General features: G+C 39.2%; 22 protein-coding genes. 6 read left to right on the top strand and 16 right to left on the bottom strand.

The window, feature by feature from the left end:
- Positions 1-104: 104 nt before the first annotated feature.
- The 5 genes from VUI23_RS01590 (at position 105) to VUI23_RS01570 (ending at position 6,394) form a co-directional block, all read left to right on the top strand.
- Positions 105-2,345: a polysaccharide biosynthesis tyrosine autokinase gene (locus VUI23_RS01590; RefSeq protein ID WP_342806499.1), complete on the top strand. Its 2,241-nt coding sequence runs from the start codon at positions 105-107 to the stop codon at positions 2,343-2,345.
- 27 nt (positions 2,346-2,372) lie between these two features.
- Complete coding sequence (locus tag VUI23_RS01585) at positions 2,373-3,104, top strand: CpsB/CapC family capsule biosynthesis tyrosine phosphatase (RefSeq protein ID WP_342806497.1); 732 nt, start codon at positions 2,373-2,375, stop codon at positions 3,102-3,104.
- A gap of 74 nt (positions 3,105-3,178) precedes the next feature.
- A complete protein-coding gene (locus VUI23_RS01580; RefSeq protein ID WP_342806495.1) occupies positions 3,179-3,892 on the top strand; it encodes a hypothetical protein in 714 nt (237 codons plus the stop codon).
- Positions 3,889-5,289, top strand: coding sequence for an O-antigen ligase family protein (locus VUI23_RS01575; RefSeq protein ID WP_342806493.1), 1,401 nt, complete (start codon positions 3,889-3,891; stop codon positions 5,287-5,289). The genes VUI23_RS01580 and VUI23_RS01575 overlap by 4 nt, the downstream gene beginning before the upstream one ends.
- Positions 5,282-6,394, top strand: a complete 1,113-nt coding sequence (locus VUI23_RS01570) for a nucleotidyltransferase family protein (protein WP_342806491.1) — start codon at positions 5,282-5,284, stop codon at positions 6,392-6,394. Before VUI23_RS01575 ends, VUI23_RS01570 begins: the two co-directional genes overlap by 8 nt.
- 368 nt (positions 6,395-6,762) lie before the next feature.
- On the opposite strand, the gene VUI23_RS01565 is transcribed toward VUI23_RS01570, so the two are convergent.
- The 16 genes from VUI23_RS01565 to VUI23_RS01490 all read right to left on the bottom strand — a co-directional run bounded on the left by VUI23_RS01565 (position 6,763) and on the right by VUI23_RS01490 (position 23,375).
- Entirely contained in the window at positions 6,763-7,215 is a 453-nt protein-coding gene (locus tag VUI23_RS01565; RefSeq protein WP_342806489.1) for a GDP-mannose mannosyl hydrolase, read from the bottom strand.
- A gap of 25 nt (positions 7,216-7,240) precedes the next feature.
- Positions 7,241-8,200 (bottom strand): GDP-L-fucose synthase, encoded by a 960-nt coding sequence (locus tag VUI23_RS01560; protein ID WP_342806487.1) that lies wholly within the window; start codon positions 8,198-8,200, stop codon positions 7,241-7,243.
- An 898-nt stretch (positions 8,201-9,098) separates the two neighbouring features.
- Positions 9,099-10,220 carry a GDP-mannose 4,6-dehydratase gene (gene gmd, locus VUI23_RS01555; RefSeq protein WP_342806485.1) on the bottom strand — a complete coding sequence of 374 codons (1,122 nt, stop codon included), beginning with the start codon at positions 10,218-10,220 and terminating at the stop codon, positions 9,099-9,101.
- Positions 10,217-11,476 carry a glycosyltransferase WbuB gene (locus tag VUI23_RS01550; RefSeq protein ID WP_342806483.1) on the bottom strand — a complete coding sequence of 420 codons (1,260 nt, stop codon included), beginning with the start codon at positions 11,474-11,476 and terminating at the stop codon, positions 10,217-10,219. The genes gmd and VUI23_RS01550 overlap by 4 nt, the downstream gene beginning before the upstream one ends.
- A 469-nt stretch (positions 11,477-11,945) precedes the next feature.
- Positions 11,946-12,512 (bottom strand): putative colanic acid biosynthesis acetyltransferase, encoded by a 567-nt coding sequence (locus tag VUI23_RS01545; protein WP_342806481.1) that lies wholly within the window; start codon positions 12,510-12,512, stop codon positions 11,946-11,948.
- On the bottom strand, positions 12,493-13,590 hold the full coding sequence (locus tag VUI23_RS01540) for a glycosyltransferase family 4 protein (protein WP_342806479.1): 1,098 nt from the start codon (positions 13,588-13,590) through the stop codon (positions 12,493-12,495). The genes VUI23_RS01545 and VUI23_RS01540 overlap by 20 nt, the downstream gene beginning before the upstream one ends.
- Entirely contained in the window at positions 13,587-14,387 is an 801-nt protein-coding gene (locus VUI23_RS01535) for a sulfotransferase domain-containing protein (RefSeq protein ID WP_342806476.1), read from the bottom strand. The genes VUI23_RS01540 and VUI23_RS01535 overlap by 4 nt, the downstream gene beginning before the upstream one ends.
- The gene (locus tag VUI23_RS01530; RefSeq protein ID WP_342806474.1) at positions 14,377-15,447 is read right to left on the bottom strand and encodes a glycosyltransferase; all 1,071 of its coding nucleotides are present in this window, start codon (positions 15,445-15,447) and stop codon (positions 14,377-14,379) included. Before VUI23_RS01530 ends, VUI23_RS01535 begins: the two co-directional genes overlap by 11 nt.
- Positions 15,444-15,944 carry an acyltransferase gene (locus VUI23_RS01525; RefSeq protein WP_342806472.1) on the bottom strand — a complete coding sequence of 167 codons (501 nt, stop codon included), beginning with the start codon at positions 15,942-15,944 and terminating at the stop codon, positions 15,444-15,446. Before VUI23_RS01525 ends, VUI23_RS01530 begins: the two co-directional genes overlap by 4 nt.
- Positions 15,941-17,314 carry an O-antigen polysaccharide polymerase Wzy gene (wzy, locus tag VUI23_RS01520; RefSeq protein WP_342806470.1) on the bottom strand — a complete coding sequence of 458 codons (1,374 nt, stop codon included), beginning with the start codon at positions 17,312-17,314 and terminating at the stop codon, positions 15,941-15,943. Before wzy ends, VUI23_RS01525 begins: the two co-directional genes overlap by 4 nt.
- Before the next feature lie 3 nt (positions 17,315-17,317).
- Positions 17,318-18,832 (bottom strand): hypothetical protein, encoded by a 1,515-nt coding sequence (locus VUI23_RS01515; protein ID WP_342806468.1) that lies wholly within the window; start codon positions 18,830-18,832, stop codon positions 17,318-17,320.
- Positions 18,833-18,920: 88 nt separating this feature from the next.
- Entirely contained in the window at positions 18,921-19,925 is a 1,005-nt protein-coding gene (locus VUI23_RS01510; protein ID WP_342806466.1) for an NAD-dependent epimerase, read from the bottom strand.
- Between the two features lie 17 nt (positions 19,926-19,942).
- Entirely contained in the window at positions 19,943-21,346 is a 1,404-nt protein-coding gene (locus VUI23_RS01505) for an undecaprenyl-phosphate glucose phosphotransferase (protein ID WP_342806465.1), read from the bottom strand.
- Between the two features lie 20 nt (positions 21,347-21,366).
- On the bottom strand, positions 21,367-22,446 hold the full coding sequence (locus VUI23_RS01500; RefSeq protein WP_342806463.1) for a hypothetical protein: 1,080 nt from the start codon (positions 22,444-22,446) through the stop codon (positions 21,367-21,369).
- 65 nt (positions 22,447-22,511) lie between these two features.
- Positions 22,512-22,673, bottom strand: coding sequence for a lasso RiPP family leader peptide-containing protein (locus VUI23_RS01495; RefSeq protein WP_342806461.1), 162 nt, complete (start codon positions 22,671-22,673; stop codon positions 22,512-22,514).
- 30 nt (positions 22,674-22,703) lie between these two features.
- Positions 22,704-23,375 carry a PEP-CTERM sorting domain-containing protein gene (locus VUI23_RS01490; protein WP_342806459.1) on the bottom strand — a complete coding sequence of 224 codons (672 nt, stop codon included), beginning with the start codon at positions 23,373-23,375 and terminating at the stop codon, positions 22,704-22,706.
- Positions 23,376-23,686: 311 nt separating this feature from the next.
- Between VUI23_RS01490 and VUI23_RS01485 the strand changes: the two genes are divergently transcribed.
- Positions 23,687-25,588: an asparagine synthase-related protein gene (locus VUI23_RS01485; RefSeq protein WP_342806457.1), complete on the top strand. Its 1,902-nt coding sequence runs from the start codon at positions 23,687-23,689 to the stop codon at positions 25,586-25,588.
- Positions 25,589-26,194: the final 606 nt, after the last annotated feature.

Here is a 26,194-nt window from a genome sequence, read left to right as displayed (position 1 = left end):
CGGCCATTAGACCTATGAGCAGTAGTAACAATAGTAGTGTTTTGAATGTAGCAAAGATAATAGGTAGCGCAAAATAAGCGCAATAGAAATGGAACAGTGAAAAAATGACATCACAACAAGGCTTGAACCCCACTTTAACTAACGACAGCGCCGAAGAGACGTTAGACTTGAGCCAGTATTGGCGCACCATTAAACGGGCCAAATGGTTAATTGCTGCAGTGACTATGGTATGTCTGTTAATTGGTGGTTATATTGCGGCTACCGCAACGCCCATTTATCAAGCTAGCTCAAAAATACTCGCAGATCCCCAGCAACCTAATGCTGCAAGAGAAGAGCAATATATAGCTTCGGCCTTAGTATTTTTGTTTTATGAAACTCAGTATGAAATCTTACAATCTAGAGCCATTGCCGAAACCGTTGTCGACAAACTTGATCTGGTAGAAAAATACAAAAAAGAACAACTAGCAAATAAAGGCAAAAAAGCCAGTGGATTATCGGCCACCATTACTGAAATAAAACAAGAAATCGTTGCACTTTTTGGCAAGGATGAGAGTGCCGCTCCTGCTAAAAAACGCTCTGACCACGAGATTAAAGTAATGTTGGCTGCAGACATTCAAGCGGGGCTAAAGGTGAGTGGTGGTAAACAAAGCCAAATTATCAATATTAGTTATCAGTCGGATGATCCACAGTTAGCTACCGATATTATTAATGCTTTGGGTGAGGCTTATATTCAGTTTGGTTTAGAGTCCCGCTTGGGTGATGTGAAAAATACTGAAAAATGGCTGTCGGAACAATCATCAGAGCTAAAAGCGCAGTTAAGCGCCTCTGAAGAAAAACTACGTCAATTCAGAATGCAGCAAGGCATTGTCGATAGCTCCTTGCAACAGCGGGATTCAAACTCGCGCTTACAATCGTTAAATAGTCAGTTAATCAGTGCACAAACTGAACTCAGTACTGCAGAAGAGTTATATAGACAGGTGGAAGGTGTAAAACCTGATTCCAAAGCATTTTATTCACTAGGGCCTGTGTTACAAAATAAAACCGCTAGTGACTTGGTGAAAGAAGAAGCCAGATTGCAAAGTAAAGTTGATGAGCTGTTTGAGCGTTATAAAGAAAAACACCCTAAAATGATTTCAGCCCGTACTGAACTGAAAAGTGTGCGCGATAGTTTATCTCGCGAAATTGCTAAAATTGTTGATCGCATTGAAAGTGATTACCGACTAGCGAGCCAACAAGTTAACAATATTCAACGGTTAATTAGCAATGAAAAAGATGAAATACAATCATTACAAGGTTCAAACTTCACTCTTACTTCCTTGGAACGTGAAGTGGAGAATAACCGCCGTATCTATGAGTCATTTATTAATCGCTTGATGGAAACCAATATTCGCGGTGACTTTACTGCATCTAATGTACAAGTAATTGATACAGCGACGGTTCCGACCTCGCCAATTAAACCTAACGTCAAATTGATTGTGGCATTGTCAGTGTTTATAGGCGTGTTTTTTGGGGTGGTATTAGCCTTTGTAAAAGAGGCACTACACAACACTTATCGAACACCAGATGCACTGGAAGAAAATCTAAATATTCCAGCGCTGGGCATTACCATGGCCTTGAAGAAAAAAGATACTCACACTATTCCAGAGATGGAATACTCAGAAGATACCCGCTCTGTTTTTGCTGAGAGTATTAACAGTATCCGTACCGGATTGCAGTTTTCGAATATCGATAATCCGCCTAAAACCTTGTTAGTGACCTCGGCAACGGGTGCAGAGGGTAAATCCACTTTAGCAATGAACTTAGCGGCGGCCTATAGCCAAATTGGCAAAACGCTGTTGTTAGAAGTCGATTTACGTAAGCCGAGCATTGCAAAAAACCTTAAAATTCAATCTCGTCATGGTTTAACGGATCTTTTAGCAGGCACGGTAAACTTCGCAGATTGCATTGTAAACCCAACAGACAATAAACAGTTTAATGTGATGCCTTGCGGGACTATTCCACACAACCCCATTGAACTGTTGTCTTCAGAAAAGTTTGCTAAAGCCTTGCAGTCGTTAAAAACCCACTTCGATCACATTATATTAGATGGCCCCCCTACTTTACCGGTAAGTGATGCCTGCATTGTGGGGACTAAAGTTGATGGTGTGATAGTCGCAGTACGAGCAGAAGAGACTAAAATTAAAGTCTCTAAAGAAGCGGTTAAACGTTTGCAGAAGCTACATGCCAACGTTATAGGCGCAGTGTTGACAGTAGCCGAACCTCAGAAGATGAGTTACTACGGTGATCATTATTATTCAGGTGAATATTACGGTACTGTGGTTCAGCCTGAAAACGTTAAAAGCTGAGCTGCATAGCTTGAAGGAACACCAGCTATGATAGATATTCACAGCCATATATTACCGGGAGTAGATGACGGAGCAAAAACTCTGGCTGAAGCGCTGGAAATGTTAAAAATGGCTGTGGATCAGGGGGTGAAAACACAAGTGCTCACCCCACATATACATTTTGGTCGTTATGAAAATACCAAAGCCGATTTAATCAATCGTTTTGCGCAATTTCAACAACAGGTTATTGAAGCCAATATTGATATTGAATTACGTTTAGGTGCCGAGATCCGAATTGGCACTGAGCTTATGCAATTGGTGCAGCAAGATCAAATTCCTTGGCTAGGCACTTACCAAGGCAAGAAAACTTTCTTGTTAGAGTTTCCTCGTATCGATGTGCCCCACGGCAGCGATAATTTAGTCCGCTGGCTACTGCAAAAAGACATTATTCCCATCATAGTGCACCCTGAACGCAATAAAACCTTTTTGAATCACCCTCACAAACTAGAAATTTTTACCGATATGGGTTGCCCACTGCAAATTACCGCCAGCAGTTTAACCGGAAAATTTGGGGATGACGTTAAACAGATGGCATTGCAATTAGTTGAACAAGACAAAGCCTTTGCTATCGCTTCTGATTGCCATAACTTGAAAGGACGTGCGCCGGATTTAAAACCTAGTATTGCAGATTTACCAGCGATTATTGGCCAAGATAAGCTCAATAACCTAGTGTTAAATAATCCACAATCCCTTTTCGACGGTAATGAAACTCGGCTTTGAAATGTAGATGCTATTTTTTAGTGGCTTACAGCCAATAAATTTCTTTATCTCTCTAAATTGCAGTGAATTCAATCATGACTAGTTCGTCTAAGCATTCCCCCAACAAACTAGCTAAAATCAGCAAACTAGCATGTATTGCTTTTTTAAGTTTTTTACTCATTCTCGCCTGTCAGTTTTTTATCTCATCCGTTCTTATTGTAAAACCGGAACAGACAATTAGTCTGTGGGAAAATAAAAAAAAGCCAGTGGACGCTGCTCAAGCACTTACAATTATATATCGTTTGGAGCGTGCGGAAAGACTGGCATTTTTACCACTCAGATTAAGGGATTCCACGAAAATCAATGAGCTATATAGCCGACTCTATCTAACTTTAGCTTTATTGGAGCACCCCGAAAGTAACTTAATATCAGCAGAACACTATGCCTTGCTATTGACCCAAGAGGCACCGTCAGATTATTTAGGTTGGACTTTACTTGCACAATCCAAAGTCAACAACGAAAACTACAATTGGGAAGATCAATCAGCTCTGACAAAAACACTAACTTTGGGCCCATTCGAAAGGACGAACCAGATCCGTCTTGTTCCTTTACTTATAGAGAATTGGGCAACTTTATCTCTCAAGAATAAGGCTCTTGCTAGTAATATGCTCCATGCCGCACTGAATGAACTCCATATGTCACGGTTAGCTGCTATGAATATGCGTAAATTTGGCAATATTGAGCCTTTTCGTCGATTGATCGCTAATTCACGATATAACGACCGTATTCAGCGGGTACTGCTACAATGAAAACACACATAAGCACTTGGTTAACAGCTAGCGCATTTTTATGTTTACTGGCTGTTCACATTGTTTCACCGTGGTTACACGGTGCTGAACTGGCTTGGGAGCTTTCCTCAATCGCGATAATCACGACTTTTGGGCTAATTCTTTTAGTCTTGGGTAAAGAACAGTTTTTTGCGGAGACTAGGCAGGTACAAAAACCACTATTGGTTTTGTTGTTGTGGTTGCTGTATTTGGGTATCTATTTAATTCCAATCCCCATGGAATTATTATCGATAATTAGCCCGCAAAGCGCTTATTATTATCAACTTAATACGAATACAGATTATGGGTACCTTAGTTTATCTCCTACCACCTCTGCCATCGAGTGGTTCGAACTCACCACCCTAGTGATGCTGTTTTTGCTCACTTACGTACTTTTAAAACGGCCACAGCGATTAAGCAAATTAGTGTATTGCTTGTTAATTGTTGCCTCAGCTACCGCGCTGTATTCCCTAGTAAATCATTACACTGGGGGACAATACCAACTTTCAAAGGCCATACCACCCTGGGATTCCGATTGGAACAAGGTGATACGGGGCACCTTTAGTTACAAAAACCAATATGCCATCTATTTAGCGATGAGCATTCCTCTGGCCCTTGGATTAACTTTTGATGTCCTAAAAAAGCGGAAGAAAAATTGGCAACATAATCGTTTATCACGTGCGCTGATTTATATCATCTGCTCGCGAATATTTGTCTATCTTTGCATCGCACTGTTACTGTTTTTCGTACTAACCAAAACCGACTCTAGAGGTGGTAACTTGGTATTTATGCTGGTTATGTGTGGAATATGTGCACGCTATATATTTTGGCAACAACAGAAGCTTAATAAACGAAAGTCACTTTTATCTATTTTTGGCGTAATTGTGGTGCTTGGACTGATTTTTGTGAATTCCAATTCCTTCGAGCGATTCGAAAAATATGGTTTTAGTGATAGCTCACGCTCTAACTTACACAGCGTGGCTTTAAGTGTGATAGCTGATTTCCCGCTATTTGGCAGTGGCCCTGGCACTTACCCGCTAATTCAACATCATTATAAACCTGAATCATTGGGTAACAGTGAAATGTCGAAACGAGCTCATAACGACTACCTTGAAACCCTCGCGACCCAAGGTATTATCGGGATCTTGATATTTAGTATTGCAATTTTACTTATGCTGAAAAAAGTATTCATGGGCAAATCGAGTACCCAACAAGGGCTGTTAATGGGCTGCCAAGCATCCTTGTTAATGTTGTTATTGCATTCAAGCTTCGATTATAACGTTGCTACTTTTTACTTATCCGCGCTGTTTTTTACCTTGTTAGCCATTGGATTAAAGTTAGTTGAACCATCTAAACGCAGAGGGAGCGCCAGTGCTTAACTCACCCCAAACAACACCAAAGCTAGTACAGCTTAGTAAGTTGATTCTTGCAGATCTTACAAGCTTGCAATCAATAGGTATGCAAGATGCTCAAGCGCTAACCGACATAGCCATTGAACATGGTGTGGCCGCGTTGCTTGCTCAAGTACTCGAACATCATAAGCTTAAAAAAACGTTTTTTGCTTCTTTAATCAATTATCAAATGCACCAAAGCTTACGCAATCAATTGTTAGAGCAACAGTTCCATCAAACTTTAACGCAGCTTACCGAGTCTGGGGTTCAATTTGTGGTACTTAAAGGATACGCCCTTGGTCACGCTGTTTATTCCAATTCCTTATTACGAACCAAAGCCGATGTGGACATTATCATCCGTACCGATGATAAAAACTCTGTTGTTGCAGCATTTGAGTCGATGGGTTTTGCTAATCCAAGAGGGTGGAACCCTACAGCTATTATCAACCAATTTTCAATGCGTAAAACCTTAAGTCCTGGAGTAAACGTTGATTTTGATATTCATCTGCGATTAAGTAATGAACTTGGAGTGGAAAACATTCTCAAGTTTGATGAATTAGCCGGCGCTGCGGATCCCAAAACGCTAAGGAACATTCCTCTAGTGTGTAAATCTCACGGGCTAATACACGCAATAGTGCATCTTCTTCATCACCGCAATGTGGGTGATGCGGTGAAGTTGATTTGGTTATATGACTTGCTGCTACTTTGTCGACAAATGACCCATTCTGAAAAAGCTCATTTTCGTCAATGTGTTGATGAGAAGGGACTTGGCACACTAGCAAAGTTTGCCCTCGATCTAGCCAACCAGCACTTCGAGGATGCTAGTCTTAAAAACGTGATAGAGATACTGGATGGTGCAACTACAAACGCTGAATTAGATTATTTGATAAGGGTGGATAGTCGGTCTAGCCAGTTTTGGCGTTCATTGAAACAGCGCAGTAGTGTTCGCGAAAAATGGTTATTTATAAAAGAAATGGCGTTTCCACCAGCGCAAGAAGTTTATCAAAAATACGGAAAACAGCCGGGTTATTTAATGCCATTTTTTTACATTCGCCGTTTGCTCGGCGGTGTTATCAAGCACCTAGTCAATTAAACACCTGTAGTCGGGTGCTTTAGTCCAGCAAGAACCGTTCATACATTCCATGGGCTGAAACCCATGCTACAACGTGATTCGTTCACAACCTGTAGGCGCTTGCTTTAGCCCCGCGAGAATTATTCATAGATTCCATGGGCTGAAGCCCATGCTACAACGTCATACGTTCACAACCTGTAGGCGGGTGTTTTAGCCCCGCGAGAATGCTTTATACCTTTTTCCATGGCCTGAAGACCATGCTACAACGTGGTTGTTGCCACCTGTAGGCGGGTGCTTTAGCCCCGCAAGAATTATTCATAGATTCCATGGGCTGAAGCCCATGCTACATTGGGGGGATTATGAAATACCAACATGGCCTGAAGGCCATGCTACATAAAATACCATTTGGTATGTTTGTGTACGGCATCGTTGTTTAACAATTCGCTGATTGGCATCCACTGATAACTGCCATGCTGTTTATCTAATGGCAGGTTTTCTAATGGCTGGATTAATTTTAACTTGTAGGCAATAGCTACATAATGGGTGGTAAACTCGTCCCCAAACACATTATCTTGGTAAAAATGGTCATAAGGACCAAGCAGAGTGGCTTGAGCCATGGTAAACGCTTCGCCTAACTCTTCTTGAGTTAGACGTTTAAATGCATTGGCCAGCGATTCATCTTTTAAGATTCGCCCGCCTGGCACAAACCAATAACCTTTGGCAGGGCGATTTAAGCGCTGCCCAAGCAGCGCTTCATTGTTTTCATTGGTGATCACCAAATCAATAGATACCAGCGGTGTGCTGGCAATGACAGTGCTAAAGGTGGGTTTATCTAAAAACATATTGGTTTCTTATTTAATACTAAACTTATTTTCTAAAACTATCCTGGTTTGCCAAGAACCACTCATAAGTACTGGCTAACCCTTCTTCTAATGAAATGCTGTACTGCCAGCCTAAATCTTTTAAGCGTGATACATTCATTAGTTTACGGGGGGCTCCATCGGGTTTAGACGCATCAAAGCTAATATCACCTTCATAGCCTGTTACTTTAGCAACGGTTTCAACTAACTCACGAATAGTACAATCAACACCTGTTCCCACATTAATGTGACTAAGCATAGGCTGAGTATTCGCTTCGTAAGTAGCGTTATCAAGTTGCATAACATAAATAGACGCTGCGGCCATATCATCCACATGCAAAAACTCACGCATTGGCTTACCACTGCCCCAAGCTACGACTTCCGGGTTTCCTTCCAATTTCGCTTCATGGAAACGGCGAATAAGAGCCGGAATAACATGAGAATTTTCAGGGTGGAAATTATCGTTTTCACCATACAAGTTGGTAGGCATCACTGAACGGTAGTTACGACCATATTGGCGGTTGTATGACTCACACAGCTTGATACCGGCGATTTTAGCAATGGCATAAGGCTCGTTAGTTGGTTCAAGTGTACCGGTAAGCAGCGCATCTTCTGACATTGGCTGTTCAGCCAATTTAGGATAAATACAAGAAGAACCTAAGAACAGCAAATCTTGCACACCAGCTACGTGGGCGCTATGAATAATGTTGCATTGGATCATCAGGTTTTCATAAATAAATTCAGCAGGGTAAGTGTTGTTAGCAATGATCCCACCTACTTTTGCTGCAGCTAAATACACTTGTTCGATGTTTTCTTTAGCAAAAAACTCGCTGACTTCGGCTTGGCTAGTCAAATCTAGCTCTTTGCGAGTTTTGGTGACAATTTCCACATCACCTTGTTTTGTCAGCTGACGAACGATGGCGGAACCCACCATGCCTCTGTGGCCTGCAACAAAAACTTTTTTCATGTTGATTTACTCTTTAAATAATAGTCATTTCACCGAGATAAACCCTCGGTATACAAAAGGCGATAATATTGCCCGGGCTAAAGCCCGAGCCTACAACGAATTCTTATCCGTTTTTATTTTGTAGCATGGGCTTTAGCCCATGGAATATCGATATCAAAAACAATACCGGCATTTGAAATATTTCACCCGGGCTGAAGCCCGAGCCTACAACGAATTTTAATCCGTTTCATTTTGTAGCATGGGCTTTAGCCCATGGAACACCGATATCAAAAACAATACTGGCATTTGAAATATTTCACCCGGGCTAAAGCCCAAGCCTATAACGAATTTTCGTCCGTTTTAATTTGTAGCATGGGCTTTAGCCCATGGAACACCAATATCAAAAACAGCCTCGGTGTTGCAATTTTCACCCGGGCTGAAGCCCGAGCCTACAACGAATTTTCGTCCGTTTCTTTTTGTAGCATGGGCTTTAGCCCATAGAGCACCGATATCAAAAACAATACCGGTATTTGAAATATTTCACCCGGGCTAAAGCCCGAGCCTACAACGAATTTTCGTCCGTTTTAATTTGCAGCATGGGCTTTAGCCCATAGAGCACCGTTATCAAAAACAGCTTCCGAATTGCAATTTTCACCCGGGCTGAAGCCCAGGCCTACAACGAATTTTAATCCGTTTTATTTTGTAGCATGGGCTTTAGCCCATGGAGTACCGAAATCAAAAACAATACCGGCATTTGAAATATTTCCCCCGGGCTGAAGCCCAGACCTACAACGGATTTTAATTCGTTTCATTTTGTAGCATGGGCTTTAGCCCATGGAGTACCAATATCAAAAACAATACCGGCATTTGAAATATTTCACCCGGGCTGAAGCCCGAGCCTACAAGGAGTTTTACCTTACTATTCTCTGGATACTGCTAACGAATAGCCGTGTTCTTTCAACAAGGCGTGTTGTTTGGCTTTATCCAAATCACTGCGAACCATTTCGGCACACATTTCTTCAACTGTGATCTCTGGTACCCAGCCAAGCTTTTCTTTGGCTTTTGAAGGGTCGCCTAACAAGGTTTCAACTTCTGCAGGACGGAAATAACGTGGGTCAACTTTCACAATCACATCACCAACTTTAACGCCTGGTGCATCATCACCAGAAACGGCTGTTACCGTGGCAATTTCATCGACGCCTTCGCCGCTAAATTCAAGCGTAATACCCGCTTCTGCTGCAGACATACGTACGAATTCACGTACTGAAATTTGCTTACCGGTAGCGATAACAAAATCTTCTGGCTTGTCTTGTTGCAACATCATCCATTGCATACGAACGTAGTCTTTTGCATGACCCCAATCACGTAATGCATCCATATTTCCTAGGAATAAACACTTTTCTAGGCCTTGGGCAATGTTCGCAATAGCACGAGTAATTTTGCGCGTTACGAAGGTTTCGCCACGGCGCGGAGACTCATGGTTAAACAAAATACCGTTACAGGCATAAATACCATAAGATTCTCGGTAGTTTACTGCTATCCAGTAAGCGTACATTTTTGCCACGGCATAAGGTGAACGTGGGTGGAATGGCGTGGTTTCTTTTTGTGGAATTTCTTGTACTTCACCGTAAAGCTCTGACGTAGAGGCTTGGTAAAATTTAGTTTTCTTTTCTAACCCTAAGAAACGAATCGCTTCTAACAGGCGCAAAGTACCTAAGGCATCTACGTCAGCAGTATATTCTGGCGCTTCAAATGAAACAGCAACGTGAGACTGAGCACCCAAGTTGTAGACTTCATCAGGTTCAACTTCACGCATAATGCGGATTAAGTTAGACGAGTCAGATAAGTCGCCGTAATGTAACTTGAAGTTAGCATTTTCAACATGTGGATCTTCATAAATATGATCAACACGCTGAGTATTAAATAATGAAGCACGACGTTTGATACCGTGAACTTCATAACCTTTTTCTAATAAGAACTCAGCCAGGTAAGAACCGTCTTGACCTGTAACCCCAGTTACCAATGCGACTTTTTTTGTCATTTTATTTCCTTTGCAAAATCTGAATTTGATTCCGTTATCTCTGTTAATCTACTAATAAATCTATCAATGATGACATTTTTATCTAAATGGGACAGCGCAAACTTTCGTGCCACCTCATTGTGTTTCGTGGTGTTCTTTTTAATAGAGCTTTCTATTGCTGACACTAGTGTACCAATACTTTCCGGCTCAATACACTCATAGATGCCAGGCTGTTCTTTTTCAATACGCCCCAATTCTGTATCTTCTTCCGCGGTGACAATTGCATGACCACCAGCGGATAATATATTGGTTAGTTTTGAAGGTAAAACCGCATCTGCAGCACCTTTTTTCTGAATCACCAAATGGATATCAGCCATAGCAAGCAATTGGGGTACTAACTCCCAAGGTTGCAAAGGTTTAAAATACACATTCGACAATTCAAGATCACTTGCCATTGTTTTTAGCTTATCAACAATAGCCCCAGCCCCAACAAATACAAATTTGATTTGGCTGTTTTCTCGTAAAGCACTGGCAGCATCTAAAACAATTTCCAAGCCTTGCTTCGCGCCCATGTTACCAGCATAAAGTACAATTTTATCTTGGTTACTAAATCCCCACTCTTGGCGCAAAACAGAACCGTCGGTATCTGGAGTCACAAAAGTAGTATCTGACCAATTGGGAAAATGAATTAATTTCTGTTCTGGCACACCCTTTTTTTTCGCGTTTTCTAACATACTATAAGAAATAGTCGATACAGCATCGAAACCAGACATTAACCAACGTTCAATTTTCTTAGCGACACTAGCAGCTTTACCATCCCCCATTAACCCAAGGCCAAATATTGCATCGACTTCAAAGTCTTGAATATGTAAAACCGTTGTAATGCCAGTTAATTTGGCATACAACAAAGTCAAAGGCGCACAGAACAAAGTAGGTTGAACCAAAATGATCACATCCGGCTTTTTAAAAAGACGACTAAAAAGTGCTAAACCGGAACTAAAGGCAAAGGTAGCTAAATGCAGTAAACGCTTAATGGTGGTAACTTTTTCAGGCACATACAAAGGGCAACGAACTAGCTCTACACCGTTTTTAATTTCAGACTTAAACCAAAACTTACGATAGCCAGTGTGAACTTTCCACTCGGGATAATAAGGAGGCGCGACAATTGCAGTTACGTTCACACCTTTTTCTACAAAAGCTTCACACATTTCACCGTTGTACTTACCGATTCCGGTTAATTCCGGCGCATAATTTAAACTTTTCAAAAGCAGTTTCAAGCTATATCCCTATTAAAATTGCCAACTAAATTCACGCTCGAACCACTTCCTAGACTGTTCTGTTCTGTTCTTTATTATTCAAGCATTTTTAATACTTGTATATACAGCCTTAAATCAGCTGCAAAATAACTATGGGGCAAAAAGGTAGACTCCCCTACCATTTGTTGTGCAACATGCAAGTCTCTTACCAGTAAACTAGAATTTACTGTAAATTTGTTGCAATAATTTGAAATTTACAAAAACTAAGGCTTCAAAACATCGAGCGTTCACTTTTGCCAAAAAAACAGTACTTCTTTAACTGAATACTCTGTGACAGATAGATTTGAAAAAGAGGAACGTTTTTTACAGACTAACCAAGACTAAGATGCTGGTGTTAAGTCTCTATTTCTATAGTCGATATTGTCTCATTAAAAGGCAGTTAAGCCAATCATTGCACCAAAAATGATCAGCTTCATAGTCCTAAGAAGGATCACGTCGTCGATTGACCTGTTACTTGCCTTTTTTTAACTGGTTTAGCCGGGTACCCTAGGCAGATCATGCCACTTGGCATGTCCTCAAAAACAGAACTTCGCGCCCCAACTAAAGCTCCCCTACCGATTGTTATACCAGGAGCGACAAAAACATCTGTAGCTAACCATGCTTCAGCTTCAATCACTATTGGTTTTGCATATATGTCGAAGGTTTCAACTTGAAAATCATGCGAACCTGTACACAAATAGCACTTTTGAGAAACAACAGCACTCGCGCCAATATTAATTTCTCCAAGGGTATATAGTTCAACATCATCACCAACCCATGCGTAATCCCCGACAGTTAATTTCCAAGGGTATGTAATTTTGACGGTTGGTCGAATAATTACGCCAGTACCAATTTTTGCTCCAAATAGCCGAAGTAACCAATTTCGCCATTTATAAGCGAACTGAGGTGACCAAGCAAATAAACACGCTTGTACGAGCCACCAGAGTTGCACCCATAATGCATTACGACCCCGAAAGCCTGCAGGCACGCGAAAGCGACTAAGATTTTGGTATGTCATCTTGTATCATTCCATTAATAAGTTGACTAAGGGTTCCATCTGTAACTTCTTTTTGCTTGTTAAACAGATTTATTCTAGCCAAACGCGCGTCATTAGCAAACAAGTTACATTTTTGAGCATTTAGGATTGAAAGAACAATTTCTTCGGCTAAGTTTTTATTTTCTTCAAAAGAAAACCCACCAAAACAACCAATCACATCTTTCATACACCCCCTTTGAGAACCAATTAAGAGTCCACCAAATTGAGCTGCTTCATACAATACAAGTGGTTCAGCTTCATTTTGATATTTCGACGGAAATACGAAGCAATCTAATGATTGAAAAAATTCTTGTTTCTCATGTCCGTAAACAGAACCGACATACTCTATCTCTTTCAAATCTTGTAAAGCTCTCTCTAAGAGTGTTTTTTCAGCTTCACTTGAGAAGGGTCCAGCCACCCTCGCATGAAAATCAACACCTGCTTCTTTGAGCGCTATACAAACATCAATAAAAATATCTAAACCTTTATCGATACTCAAATTAGCAAGATGCCCTATCACTAATTTGCTTTTTCTTTCAGTGACACTCGACTCTACTGATTTAGGAAAAAAGGCTAGATTGGATAACACCACAATATTATTTTCAGGAATAGCATAAAGCTCTATAAGTTTTTCCTTCATTTTGGCACCTAGAGCGACGTGGACAGTTTTATCACCCAAGAGTTTATTCAAAATAAAAAACAGTCTACTTTTGTCATTGAGGTAATTGAATGAATGGTGATGAATATATAAGTGTGAATTGAAAGCTTTACAAATGGTAAAAAATACAACGTCAAATATCTGACCTGAACCACCATTGATTGGACGATATATTGTTTTGTGTTTTCTAAAAATCAGAGTAATCAATAGCCGAAAATAAGAGACAATAGTATGGAATATTTTAATAAATACCCACAACTTTCCAGGGAATAAAAATGCGGCGTAGGAAGGTACCGTATTTAAAACATAAACATGCTTAGACTCTCCTAACTCTTTGAGTATCGATTCATTTATGTTTGACATACCATGTATCGGTTTGGCTCGGTCAAGCAATGCAATCACGATTCCCCTGCCTCTGAAATTTTAATCTTTTTTGCCAGCAAAGCATCGTAAATTGGTGTAAGACTTTTAACTTTTCGCGCCAATTCTGGGTTTTCCTTAAATAACTCTGCGTATCTATTTTCATTATTCGAAACAAATTTAAAATCTGTATTTTTTTTATTAGGATCACCGTACAACGATTCTAACTTCGCCATATTTTCACGAGACGATAAAAGTAAACTATTACTAATAATTGGTTCTTCGATTTGATACCCAAGTAGCTCTAATATTTGGGTAATACCTACAAATTGATTTTTAATGAGATCATCATAAGAAACAAAAATAGTGTTTTCGGAACTAAGCCAACTACGATGAAACAACGACCAATAATCGATACCTACTCTCGATGAATTTAAAAACCTTTCGAAAGAGCTATAACTCTTTCCTTGCTCATTAATCATATATTTATAGTACGATACGAGCGCTTTTTGTGGCTCTCGAAATAAGACTACCGATTTATACTCTTTACACTTACGAGTATTATAAAAATGTGTTTTCAGAAATGTAGGGCATTCATTTGAAAAAATGGCGTTGTCTAAATTTCTATTTCCCCTAATCTCAGGGGCCAGTAATTGTATATTGTCGAAGTTTACCTCTTGAGGAAAGTTTGTCTTTTCTGCAATAACATTGGAAAAAACAAATCTCAACCAAGTATTCCCAGACTTAGGGAAAGACGCAAGTAAAACTGCATTAGTGTATTGTTTAGCCGGTACCTCCCAACGGGACCTCAGACATTTCTCTATTTTTTCAATTATCATAATTATTGAGCACCTTACAAAATATATTAAAGTATTGGTTCGCAACTTTTTCCAATGTGCACTTCGCCATTATCTCCTCAATGTGCTCAAATTTAATACTTTCCACCGGAGCAGATATGAGGTTATCTAACATTAAACAAGACTCGTTTATGTCAAATTCGATAGGTAACAAATATTTATAATTCCGTCCGACAATATTTTTATGTTCGTCAATATCGCTAAGCAACATCTTATTGCCTAATGCTGCATTTTCTACAACCGAGTTGGGCATACCCTCATATTTACTCAATGATATGAATACATCTGCTGATGTAAAAATATCGCTTATTTTTTCTTCAAATGGTTTCATAAAAACTTGGCTTCCCAAGTATTCCGAAAAGATTTCCTTTACCACGTCCTCTTGGCTTCCTTCTCCAAAAATATGTAAGTTCACTGACTTACGTTTACTCACGTATTTGGATAAAAACTCCGCTGTTCTTATAATATTCTTTTGTTCTTCAAGCCTTCCTGCGTAAACGATGTTGCATTTACCATCATTAAAATAGTCGTTTTTTCCTTTTTCTTGAATAAATGCGTTTTCTATTAAACTAATTTTCACATTTTGTATTCTATTTTTACGCCAGTAAGATGCACCTTTTTCAGAGTTTGCAATTATATGATTGGCTTTTTTAGCAAATTTCTTTCTCAAATTGAATAAAATACTATCAGGATATTTAGAGTTTCTTTCTGCCATAATCCACAAAATGTTACTCTTAATTTTTTTTAAAAAATAAGCATAAAAGTCAGAAGATCTTAACCAAGAAAATAAAACAACTTTGTCGCTAGGTAAAATGCTGCTTATTCGAGCAATGTTTCTGGGGTCATAAAAACTTGAATAATTTATTTTATGAAGAATTAGCCCTCCTGTTTCTAGTAGGTGAAAGTAAAATCCTTCATAAAAATAAATAAGGTGTACTTCCAACTCCAAATTTTTTTGAAGTTGATTAAGTAAATAAACACATTGTCTTTGTGCTCCCCCTTTACCAAAACCATTAATTAGAAAGTAAATTTTTTTCTTCATTTTTGTTTGCTCAAAGAAAGTAAGTATTCGCGTTTCTCGCTTTCCTCAAGTTGCTTGGTTTCAACTCCCGTGGAAATAACTTTTTCCTTGTATTCATTTAAAGACTTAATTTTTCTGGCTGGCACGCCACCATAGATATAACCGGCTTCGAGATCTTTAGTAACGACTGAATAAGCACCAACAACTACGTTACTGCCAATTGTAATACCAGGCATTATTACCGCTCCATAACCTAAAAAAACGTTATCCCCTATATTAATTCCTTTTATGACATCTAGTTTTGGTAATTCATTTCGGAATACCCAAACACCGCCATCATGAGTCTCAAACCTAACTTTTGTAGCACTAACGTGATTGCCCATTTTTATCAAGTATGGTTCAGTACTGAAATCAACTTTTATTAGCCGACACCCATCACCAAATTGAACACCAATCTTCTTAGCGTAACCTAAAGGGTTTAGTGATTTATATATGTAGATAAATAGTCGTCTAATCATTTTCTTGTAACCTTAAAAAGCTTCTTGTATATAAAAAATAGTAGAAATAGCCAAACTAAATTTCTGATTGGAAAGGAAAAAGCATAACGTGGTAACTCACTGATCAATCCCAAAGAGAATAAGTAAATTACAATGTATTGAAGATCGCCATGGTTTTGGCGAACACCATTTTCAACAAATTTTGTAAAGAGACCGACAATGAATAACAATATGACTACCCCATATACTCCAAAGTCCAAATAAGAATCAGATACTATATTAGTCCCAACACTCCAAGTAGCGTTTGCACCAAGAATTTCTGTTGTATTAACTTCTGCACTGTTGGTAAAGGGGTCATTTGGATCAACAATCATACCGCGAACGAGCGGTATAACACCCAATAGTCCTATTGCTTTAAATTTTCCCTGAAAACTTTCATCTGTTTTTTCCAAATATGAAATTGAAGCTCTAAGAGAAATAGTAGTGTTATTCAATGACCCTTCGAAAAAAGAGCTTTTGCTATCTTCCGAGTCTGATATTGAAGAAGCTATAGAAGAAAAAGAACGCTCTTCGAGTTTTCTGCTTTGTTCAATTACTCCATACAAAGCAATACCAACGAATACTGTTGCAGCAACGCCCACATAAGAGATTCTGCGACAGAATGTAAAATATCCCCCAAGTAAAACTATACCGTGAATAAAGAAAGTATTACGGTCTCCTAATACCAAAAGAACCATACACCAAAATAAGACCACTAAAATAGAAATCATAAGTAATGTTGAAATTTTTTGGCCGAGAGCTTTCTTAGCGATAAATATAGCCGCGACTAAAAGTGAAAAATGGTTTAATAAGAAATAAAGTCCATTCTCCGTACTGCTTCCAACATCAGAACCGGAATATGCTCCCTGAATCATTTTTGGAAGAGTTGCCAGAAGATTGATTAATATCAATGAAAAAAAAATGTAAATTACAGAGGTAACAAAAAAACTATAATCCCTTAGTTTCTCTGGGCTTAAATTTGCGCTTTTATTGGGTAGGATTTCTCTTCCTAATAAAAAACTAAGGTACCCAATATTAGATAAAATAATAGCTTTATTAGAGTGCTCTACAAATGTATGAGAAAAAAACGGGCTGTAATAAATGTCAGATAAACCAAACGAATATGTAAGATAGGGCAAATAAAATAATATAAAGTAAAATACTGTAAATAAAACAAGCACATTGATTTTAGTATCAATTGCTTTAAATACTGTGAATCGATTCTTTGCAAAGGCTATAAATAGTAGGCCAAACATAATACTTGATGAATAGACTATGTATTCGGAAACGCCATAACCGACAAAATAAAAGGTAACAAAATTAACCATCAATAAAATTAATAAAATAACCATAACTCAACCAATAACCTTCCGAAACATCGTAAAGACAAAAGAGCGACTAGACGAGTCAAGAATGAACAAATAATATATTGCGGAAAAAATTACCGAATACAAAGTAGACATAATAAATAAGTTTAACCAAGACTCGGCTAAATAATTACTCCCCAAATACATTACTAAGGGTGATAAAAAGAATATTACACACACTAATTTAGCGCCTGAACCTACTCCTTTTATTTCTTTGTATACTAGTTCTCGTTGTGTAACATAAAAAAGACATCTAAATGCTAAAATAACAGTCAAAATGGTGATCATATTTGGATAAAAATCGAATAGAATATAAACAAAAAGAAAAGCTCCAATGCAGAAAATTAAAGACCATAACGCTCTACTCTTTAAGTCCAAAGACAAATTACCTACTTGAGAATCACTACGTATTAATGAAATAAAAACGAACAGCAAACTAAGCAAAAAGTTTTCTATTTGCCCGACATAATGATCAGAACCTATCCACAAAAAGACAAAACTAGCATTAAAGATCACCATATAACCAAAAAGTATACTTGTGATGAAATATAGTATTTCTTTGTAAACTTTGATCCCGTTTATAAAGTTAGAATGCCCCTCTGTTTTGTTTCCATTTGCCAAATAGGGCATAACCGCTGAACCAATCAAAAGTGTAACTGACAGAGAAAAAACTTGGATAAAACTAGAAAATATAAAAGAAGTAACTGCTGTTGTACCAAGTAAAATTGAAATACAGAAAAGCTCTTGGGTTACAAAAAGTTTATCGGAAAAACCCCAAACAGACATCCATTTACTAAAAGGTTGTATTACTGTCTTTTCGCGATTTATTTCGCCAAGACTTTTTAATTTAAACCAATCAAACTCACTCTTGAGTAAAAATATTAGGATAAGTAGAAGTAAAGTAGTCGATATCAAATATGATAACGCGATACCGATAATTCCAAAACCAGCGATTAAATTCAATACAATAAAAAGATTAAGGAAAATCAAAAACAACAGTTTCAAGCTTTTACTTTTGTATGCCTCATTCATACCGACAAAAACCCCGTCAATTACTTCACACATCAAATTAATTAAAAAATGTAAACTTAATAACAATCCAAAAACCGAAACAAGAAGAAAGTCCTCTTCAACAAAGTCCTCAAAAAGATAATTAACAGTAAATGAACAAGTTAGAAGTACTAGAATATAGTAAGGAAGCGCTTTAAGTGTTACCGATAAGGCTTCAAATACGGCTCTTTTAAACTGTTTCTCAAGTAACTTATTTTTCCTTTGTTGAGCTATTACCCATTTTATAGATTGGGAAGCCCTACCATCAAACATAGTTAAAAAATCAAATACCTTTAGAGAAGTTTTCCAAATAGCAAAATAATAAGTACCGAGAAGTCCTACAAAAATAGGGTTAAGTAAGAAATTAAGAAAAGCAAATAGGAAGAAGTAAATGTAATTTGTAGTTGCATTATATAACATTTTCCGCTTTTCGCTGAGTTGACGACTTTTCACTTACATTAATTCACTTAGTTGAAGTACTAGTACCGGGTTAATTTTATTGAGCATTATTGCCAGTGTGTTTATATCGTTTAATATATTTTTATTGATATGTACTATATGACTTATACCATTTAACGAATTCTGAAACGCCATCACAAATATTCGTTTTAGGTTTATAATTAATAACCTTCATCAAACTAGCAATATCAGCATAAGTCTTCTTCACATCGCCGGGCTGCATCGGCAACATGATCTTTTCTGCTCCTTTCCCACAGGAAGTTTCTATAGCAGAAATAAAGTCGCCAAGCTTTACACTGCTGTTATTACCTATATTAAAAACTCGATAGGGTGCTGTACTTGAAGACGGGCTACTTAAGTCATTATTAACATCGATAGTTGGTATTTCGTTTTGAATTCGAGTAATCCCCTCTACTATGTCATCAATATATGTAAAATCTCGCTCCATTTCTCCATTATTGAACACTTTGATTGGCTCACCTTTGATTATTGCTTCGGTAAAAAGCCAAGGAGCCATATCAGGTCTACCCGCGGGTCCATATACCGTAAAAAATCTTAGCCCTGTAGTAGGAATGTTATATAAATGGGAATACGAATGTGCCATCAATTCATTTGATTTTTTAGTCGCTGCATATAGAGAAACGGGATGATCAACGCTGTCATCCGTTGAAAACGGAACCTTGGGGTTCATCCCGTAAACAGAACTGGAAGATGCATATATCAGATGTTCGACGTTATTATGTCGACACCCTTCTAAGATTGTCATCATACCTATTAAGTTACTATCAACATAATCAAAAGGGGCTTCAATTGAATATCTAACACCTGCTTGCGCTGCTAGGTGAATTACTCTATGAAATTGTTCTCTTTTGAACAAGTCTGAAATTGCATGCCTATCACTAATATCCATCTTAATAAAACGAAAACTTTCAAAAGGCTCTAGTTGTTTAAGTCTATATTCTTTTAGAGTTACGCTGTAATAAGCATTTAAATTGTCTACTCCTACTATCTCATGACCTTCTTTTAAGAGCCTTAAGCAAGTATGCATCCCGATAAAGCCTGCTGCGCCAGTAACAAGAAACTTCAAAATCTAATCCTTATAAATCAATACGCATTCTTGTCAGTAAAACTACGAAATACTGTAAAAACAACAATTTTAAAATCCATCCATAGTGACCAATTGCGAATGTATTCGAGGTCGTATTCGATGCGCATTTTCATTTTGTCTACCGTGTCGGTTTCACCGCGCCAGCCGTTCACTTGTGCCCAGCCAGTGATGCCAGGTTTTACTTTGTGGCGCAGCATGTAGTAATCCACTAACTTTCTATACTCTTCGTTGTGTTTTACGGCGTGAGGACGAGGGCCAATCACCGACATATCGCCTTTTAGCACGTTAATAAATTGCGGTAGTTCGTCGAGTGAGGTTCTACGTAAAAATGAACCGACTTTGGTAATGCGGCTGTCACCTTTTTTGGCTTGTACCACGTTGTCGGAGTTTTCCGTTACCGTCATAGAACGGAACTTCCATACCTTGATTTTTTTACCGTTTAGGCCATAACGGTCTTGTTTGAAAATAATCGGCCCTTTGGAGGTAAGCTTTACGGCTGCAGCTATGGCTAACATTGGAATGGCGATCAGGCTTAAAATGGCAGTAGACAAAAATATATCTTCTAAACGTTTTACGATTGCCACGCCGCCTTGCATAGGGTTGTCGTATACGCTAATAGTTTGTACGCCGCCCACGTGTGACATTTCACCGTGCATCAGGCAATACATAAATAAATCAGGAACAACGTGTACGTTAGCTGTGGTATCCCCTAATTGATAGAGCATTTCTTGTATGCGATGCTGAGCTTTAATGGGTAAGGCAATATAGATAACGTCGTATAGGCCGCGCTTGGCACAGTCGATGCCTTTTTCGACGTTACCGTGTAGCAAATAGTGATAGTCGTCATTTAAGCGTTCTGGGCCACGATCATCAAATACCGCCGTTAATCGATAACCGGTTTCAGGGTTTTTCATGACTTCATTGGCTAAACGTATGCCTTTTTCAGACAAACCAAAAATAGCAATACTGCGGGTGTTATACCCTTTGCGGCGCATATTATGCAGGAATAGCTGAAACATAATACGCCAGCCAATTAGCGCCATAAATGCCATGGAAAACCAAATGGCTAAAGCAAAGCGTGAATAGTCTTCGGCGATTTTAAAGAAAAACAAATAGGCAAGAATTAACATGCAGGCGCAGGCCCAACACAGGAAAGTGTAAAATACGATCTGTTTGAAAAAGCCGGCGCGCCAAGAACGATATAGGGCAAAAGATTCAGCAACTAACGCAAAGCTCACCGAACCGATAAGAGAAAGGGTAAAATAATCTTTTGTATAATCTAAACCGTAAACGAATACCGCACCAAAAAGTGCGAATTGAATCACTACTACGTCAACAAGTCGATAAGCGGCCGCAAACTTGTTGGTATTGTTTTTAACCATACCACTTTGCATGTTCATTTATCTAGTTCCTTTACTGTTTAAGAAGTTGAATGGAGTTGGAGTGTATCCAAGTCTTCTAAAATAGCCTTACTTACGAAATCCAAATTTTCCTTACCACTAGAGTAAGTGATCATTTTTACTTTTGTTGTTTGAACCAAAATGGACAGTTGGCGTATTCTGTCGGCTTCTAGTTCTAATGCCGAATAGGCATTTCCCAATATACTGTTCTGTAAAAGCAAGATTAATGCCTGACTTGAATTGATAGTTTCAATTCGACAGTGCGGTTTATTATCGTGGTTATCTGTTACAGTTCTATTAAGAATATATATTGTTGATAATTCTGAAGAATGTTTACTTTCTTCGGTCAACTCTGGCATTTCAATCAAACGTTTATCAAAGCGGTTATGTACTTTCCTTAATACAGCTACCTCACCACCGAGGGCATTTTCGACTGAATCGGGCCACATGCGTGCAATTGGCCAACTGGGGTAAACTTTTGGGGCGTTCCCTGATCTTATACTTGCACCAACTTGATGCAGCGCGATCATATCATCAGTTAGCCATTCACATCCAGTTTGTTGTAACTTTGCACTTAACGTTGATTTACCTGTGCCGCTATTTGCCACTAGCGCAAAGGTTTTATCTGCTCGCTTTAAGGCATTTGCATGTATACAAGGTACATGCTGAGTTTCTAACCAGAGCGCTAACGCTAGGGTCTGAAAATAATGGGAGGAAGATGTACCTTCATCCCAATCAATGGTTATTTTGTGTTGTTGGATTAGAAAGCGACCTTTGCCTTCACAATTAACGCTAAGTATGTAGCTTGGAAGTGCTGGCGTAGCCTGCTTTACTTCTTGGCTTGTATTGTCAGCATTAGAAAGTGAAAGGTTAGAAACATCTGGGGGACAAGAATGGGGGTAGAGATTTAACTCACTGAAGTATCTCAATCCCTGATCTTTTAACGTCCATATTGGCTGCTGATTTGCGTCAATGCTAACCGCTTCAAAAGCGAGTTCAACAGCCAATTCACAGAGTTCAGTTTTATCACCAGTGCAAGTAGCATCAGCTAAAAAACATTCAACGCCATGAAGCGGCGTTGAATAATATTTATCTTGCATTGGTGACTAGTGCCTCTGTTCAATCCTGATTTGAATCTAAGGTAGTCGCTTTCGCAGACTAAAGATTAACCCGTAAAAGGATTACGCTTAGTGTGTCCGCCTTGCTCATCAGGAATGCTACCCGCATAACCTTGAGTCAATTCAGCTAGGTTACCTGGATTGGTTAACTCTGGCTTAGTATAGGGCTTCTTGCCACTAACGTTATCGTTTACATTTACTTCATTCATGACGTGTCTCCCTAATTATTTATTCTGATACTATTTTCTAGAACGTAGACGCGCTGCGCCAAACAATAAACCAGTTAAGATCATCGCAGTAGTAGCTGGCTCTGGTACTTTTACAGTTTCAGTATCCGCTACGAAAACTAGTTCTTCATCAATCGCTAGTTCTGATGAACCGAATAATACTTCAAGTGCAAAAAACAAATCACCGTAAGCGGCATTTAGTTGATCGCTATACGTTACTGAATCAACGCTTGTTGCTGAAGCAAATGCAACACCCACACCTGAGTAAGGAGTGACTTCGCTACCAGAGTCGATATCAAAAGCAACATTAGCAACTGAACCATCAATGCTAAAGCCGACAATTGCAGATGCAGAAGCTAAGTTAGTTAGAGTCCATGCACCATAAATATCACCACTTGGAGCAACGTTACCGCTACTGAAGCCTTGTTGAGTCAAAGACCAAGTTGAGGTGACTACACCACCAGAAAAACCTTCAGCATCAGCAATTGGGTCGCCAGTACCTAAAATAACGTCAGGAAACGCTGACCAAATACCTGTATCTGTAGTTCCATCACTGAACATTGCTGTTACAGAGATACCGCCCATATCAGCACCAGTGATGTTTGACTCATCGATTAAAAGAGCTGACTGAGCGCTAAGGCTCATACCTATTAATGACAATCCCGCAATAATTTTCTTAATCATGTGATGCTCCTTAACTAGTTCGTTCGTTGAACTTTGAAATCTGTGAATATGCAAAATTTGCTATTACTACTGCCAAAGTAAATGCAAAAGCTATTCCAGAAAATAATAAATCCATATTTATCATATACTTAAACAAAAAGTCACGTTAAAAAAATGTTAAATCAAAATTGATCTGTAAAAAAATTTGACAGAAAAAAGCTAATGTAAACAAAAGGTTATAAAACCAATTGATATGACAGCTACGTGACATTTGGCGTATAGTACAGTTTAATTTAACGGATTGTTGTAATTTATTTAGGTCTAAAGATTATATGAAATCGATTTTTGCTCTTTTTGGGTCTAAAACAGCGTTTTATTTAGATGCTATTTCAGGGTTTTATAAAAATCTAAATAGTTCATTAATTTCAAATAGTTACATAATAAATACCAACACAAATATTAGCGTAATTCTTGGTGAGATTGGAAACCTAGAAAGTGCAATTCATGGTGTAAATAATCTCGACTTTAACCATGTAAACCTGGGAAGAATAGACAGCAAAAATGCACCTAACCCGTGCGGCTCTGCACTAAAAGATCGCGATCCTACGAACTTGAGCGATCAAAATCACTTGCAGATGATCAAAAGCTTAAACACCAGCTTCAATCTTATATCTTGGGATCAAGCATCCGCAACCTTACGCTTTAGTAGTTCAGCGTTTAACCCTCGCACACTATATTACGCCTGGCTCGACGATTGTTTTTTGGTGACCAGTGATTTGGCATTGATGACATCATTGCGTAAACCTGAAGTGGATAAAATTTCAATACTTCAGTGGTTAGCCGGCCGTCCCGATCCCAATCGATCGATGTTTAGTAATATTGATCAATTGCCTTTTGCGCATACGGCTTGTTTAACTGCCAATAAGCAATTAAGCGTAGAGCGTTTTTGGGACATAGATCCGAGTAAATCGTTGATTTTAGCCAGTGAACTCGAATATCAGCAGGCGTTTTATGACGTATTAAAGCAAAGTGTTGAAGCTGAACTGCCGGTAGCCAAACTAGGTGAGAAGCCGGTAGCCAAACTAGGTGAAAGGCCGGTAGCTAAAGTAGGTAAAGCGCCAGAGCCTATCTTTAGTCAGATGAGCGGCGGTATGGATTCAACGTCAATCACTTCAATTTTGAATTCGTTGATTGAGGAGCCAGCCAATGGCGTTGAACCCGGAGAATTTGCGCTACATTCCATCTCTCATACTTATCGAAATACCGAAAGTTGCGACGAAATAGACAAAATTGAAGCGATGCGTGCTTTTTTAAAATTGCAACATAGTCATTTTGTCGAGCTTGACCAATTTAATAACCTTTCTTTTGCACAGCTTTATCCAACACAGTTGCAGAATCCTGGCGTAGTAGCTTCACCTAAGTACACTCAAGAAGCGGAAATGATTCAGCAATTGGGCGGTCATCATTTATTTACCGGCAACGGTGGTGATGAGATGTGTTGGGGCCATAGTTTTGCTTACCGTGACAGGCTAGCCAATGGTGAACTGGGAGTGATTAAAGAAGTGTATAATTCGGCGCAGCAATTAGGTATGTCGCCGTTGACTATAATGCTGCAAGTGTTGGTTAAGCCTTTGTTGCCAGCATCTTTGTTAACCTTGTTGGGTAAACAGCCGGTAGATGCCGACCATTTTCCGCAGTGGTTAGGGCCACAACAGCAAGAGATGTTGAAGTCGGTGGAGAAGCACAATCCGTTTGCGCAAAGTAAACAATGGGCAAAGCGCGCCCGTTACGAAGGTTTGTTTACCACCTCAACATTTAACAGTATGCGTTCTTATCAGCAAGTTTGTGATCCCTTAGGCATTGACGTGCATCATCCGTTTTTCAACAAACAGATAGCGGAGTTTAGTTTTGCGGTGCCGCAAAAATTACATATTCAGGGCCGGTATCCCAAGTATTTGCTGCGCAAAGCCATGGACAGTCATTTGCCAAAAACAGTGTGTTGGGATCAGAATAAGACGGTATTTGATCAGCATTTCGCAAATTTGGTGAGAGAAAATAAAACCGAGTTGCGCGCCCTTTTAAGCCACCCAGGATTAGAAGAGTTAGGTTTAGTCGATAACCAAAGCTTGTTAGCCAGTTTCGATAAGGTGGTAGATTCACCAAATGGTTCATTGAACGTAGATTTGTTATACGCCATTTTAACCCAATCCTGGTACCAAACCCACATGCTGTAGCATGGCCTTTAGGCCATGGATTCTTGCATATTCCCGCGGGTTAAAACACCCGCCTACAATAAAAACCCCGTAGCATGGCCTTTAGGCCATAGAATCTTGCACGTTCGCGCGGGGTTAAAACACCCGCCTACAAAAAAACCGTAGCATGGTCTTCAGGCCATGGAATCTTGCACGTTCGCGCGGGGCTAAAGCAACCGCCTACAATAAAAACCGTAGCATGGCCTTTAGGCCATGGATTCTTGCACATTCCCGCGGGGCTAAAACGCCCGCTTACAAAAAACCCCGTAGCATGGTCTTTAGGCCATAGAATCTTGCATATTCCCGCGGGGTTAAAACACCCGCCTACAAAAACCCCGTAGCATGGTCTTCAGGCCATGGAATCTCGCATGTTCCCGCGGGGCCCGTAGCATGGCCTTTAGGCCATAGAATCTTGCATATTCCCGCGGGGTTAAAACACCCGCCTACAAAAACCCCGTAGCATGGTCTTCAGGCCGTGGAATCTCGTATGTTCCCGCGGGGCTAAAACACTCGCCTACAATAAAATCCGTAGCATGGTCTTTAGGCCGTGGAATCTCGTATGTTCCCGCGGGGCTAAAACACTCGCCT

This window comes from Alteromonas sp. M12 (assembly GCF_037478005.1).
Taxonomy (GTDB): domain Bacteria; phylum Pseudomonadota; class Gammaproteobacteria; order Enterobacterales; family Alteromonadaceae; genus Aliiglaciecola; species Aliiglaciecola lipolytica_A.
The sequence above is the reverse complement of the archived record's forward strand: the minus strand, read 5'-3'. Positions and strand labels throughout refer to the sequence as shown.

Bases quoted from the DNA above. Each gene is read 5' to 3' on its own strand.
- VUI23_RS01535 (WP_342806476.1), bottom strand. From the start codon at position 14,387: ATGATAATTGAAAAAATAGAGAAATGTCTGAGGTCCCGTTGGGAGGTA.
- gmd (WP_342806485.1), bottom strand. From the start codon at position 10,220: ATGACAAAAAAAGTCGCATTGGTAACTGGGGTTACAGGTCAAGACGGT.
- VUI23_RS01560 (WP_342806487.1), bottom strand. From the start codon at position 8,200: ATGAAAAAAGTTTTTGTTGCAGGCCACAGAGGCATGGTGGGTTCCGCC.
- wzy (WP_342806470.1), bottom strand. From the start codon at position 17,314: ATGGTTATTTTATTAATTTTATTGATGGTTAATTTTGTTACCTTTTAT.
- VUI23_RS01575 (WP_342806493.1), top strand. From the start codon at position 3,889: ATGAAAACACACATAAGCACTTGGTTAACAGCTAGCGCATTTTTATGT.
- VUI23_RS01585 (WP_342806497.1), top strand. From the start codon at position 2,373: ATGATAGATATTCACAGCCATATATTACCGGGAGTAGATGACGGAGCA.
- VUI23_RS01565 (WP_342806489.1), bottom strand. From the start codon at position 7,215: ATGTTTTTAGATAAACCCACCTTTAGCACTGTCATTGCCAGCACACCG.
- VUI23_RS01500 (WP_342806463.1), bottom strand. From the start codon at position 22,446: ATGCAAGATAAATATTATTCAACGCCGCTTCATGGCGTTGAATGTTTT.
- VUI23_RS01490 (WP_342806459.1), bottom strand. From the start codon at position 23,375: ATGATTAAGAAAATTATTGCGGGATTGTCATTAATAGGTATGAGCCTT.
- VUI23_RS01590 (WP_342806499.1), top strand. From the start codon at position 105: ATGACATCACAACAAGGCTTGAACCCCACTTTAACTAACGACAGCGCC.
- VUI23_RS01530 (WP_342806474.1), bottom strand. From the start codon at position 15,447: ATGAAGAAAAAAATTTACTTTCTAATTAATGGTTTTGGTAAAGGGGGA.
- VUI23_RS01580 (WP_342806495.1), top strand. From the start codon at position 3,179: ATGACTAGTTCGTCTAAGCATTCCCCCAACAAACTAGCTAAAATCAGC.
- VUI23_RS01525 (WP_342806472.1), bottom strand. From the start codon at position 15,944: ATGATTAGACGACTATTTATCTACATATATAAATCACTAAACCCTTTA.
- VUI23_RS01545 (WP_342806481.1), bottom strand. From the start codon at position 12,512: ATGACATACCAAAATCTTAGTCGCTTTCGCGTGCCTGCAGGCTTTCGG.
- VUI23_RS01495 (WP_342806461.1), bottom strand. From the start codon at position 22,673: ATGAATGAAGTAAATGTAAACGATAACGTTAGTGGCAAGAAGCCCTAT.
- VUI23_RS01485 (WP_342806457.1), top strand. From the start codon at position 23,687: ATGAAATCGATTTTTGCTCTTTTTGGGTCTAAAACAGCGTTTTATTTA.
- VUI23_RS01505 (WP_342806465.1), bottom strand. From the start codon at position 21,346: ATGAACATGCAAAGTGGTATGGTTAAAAACAATACCAACAAGTTTGCG.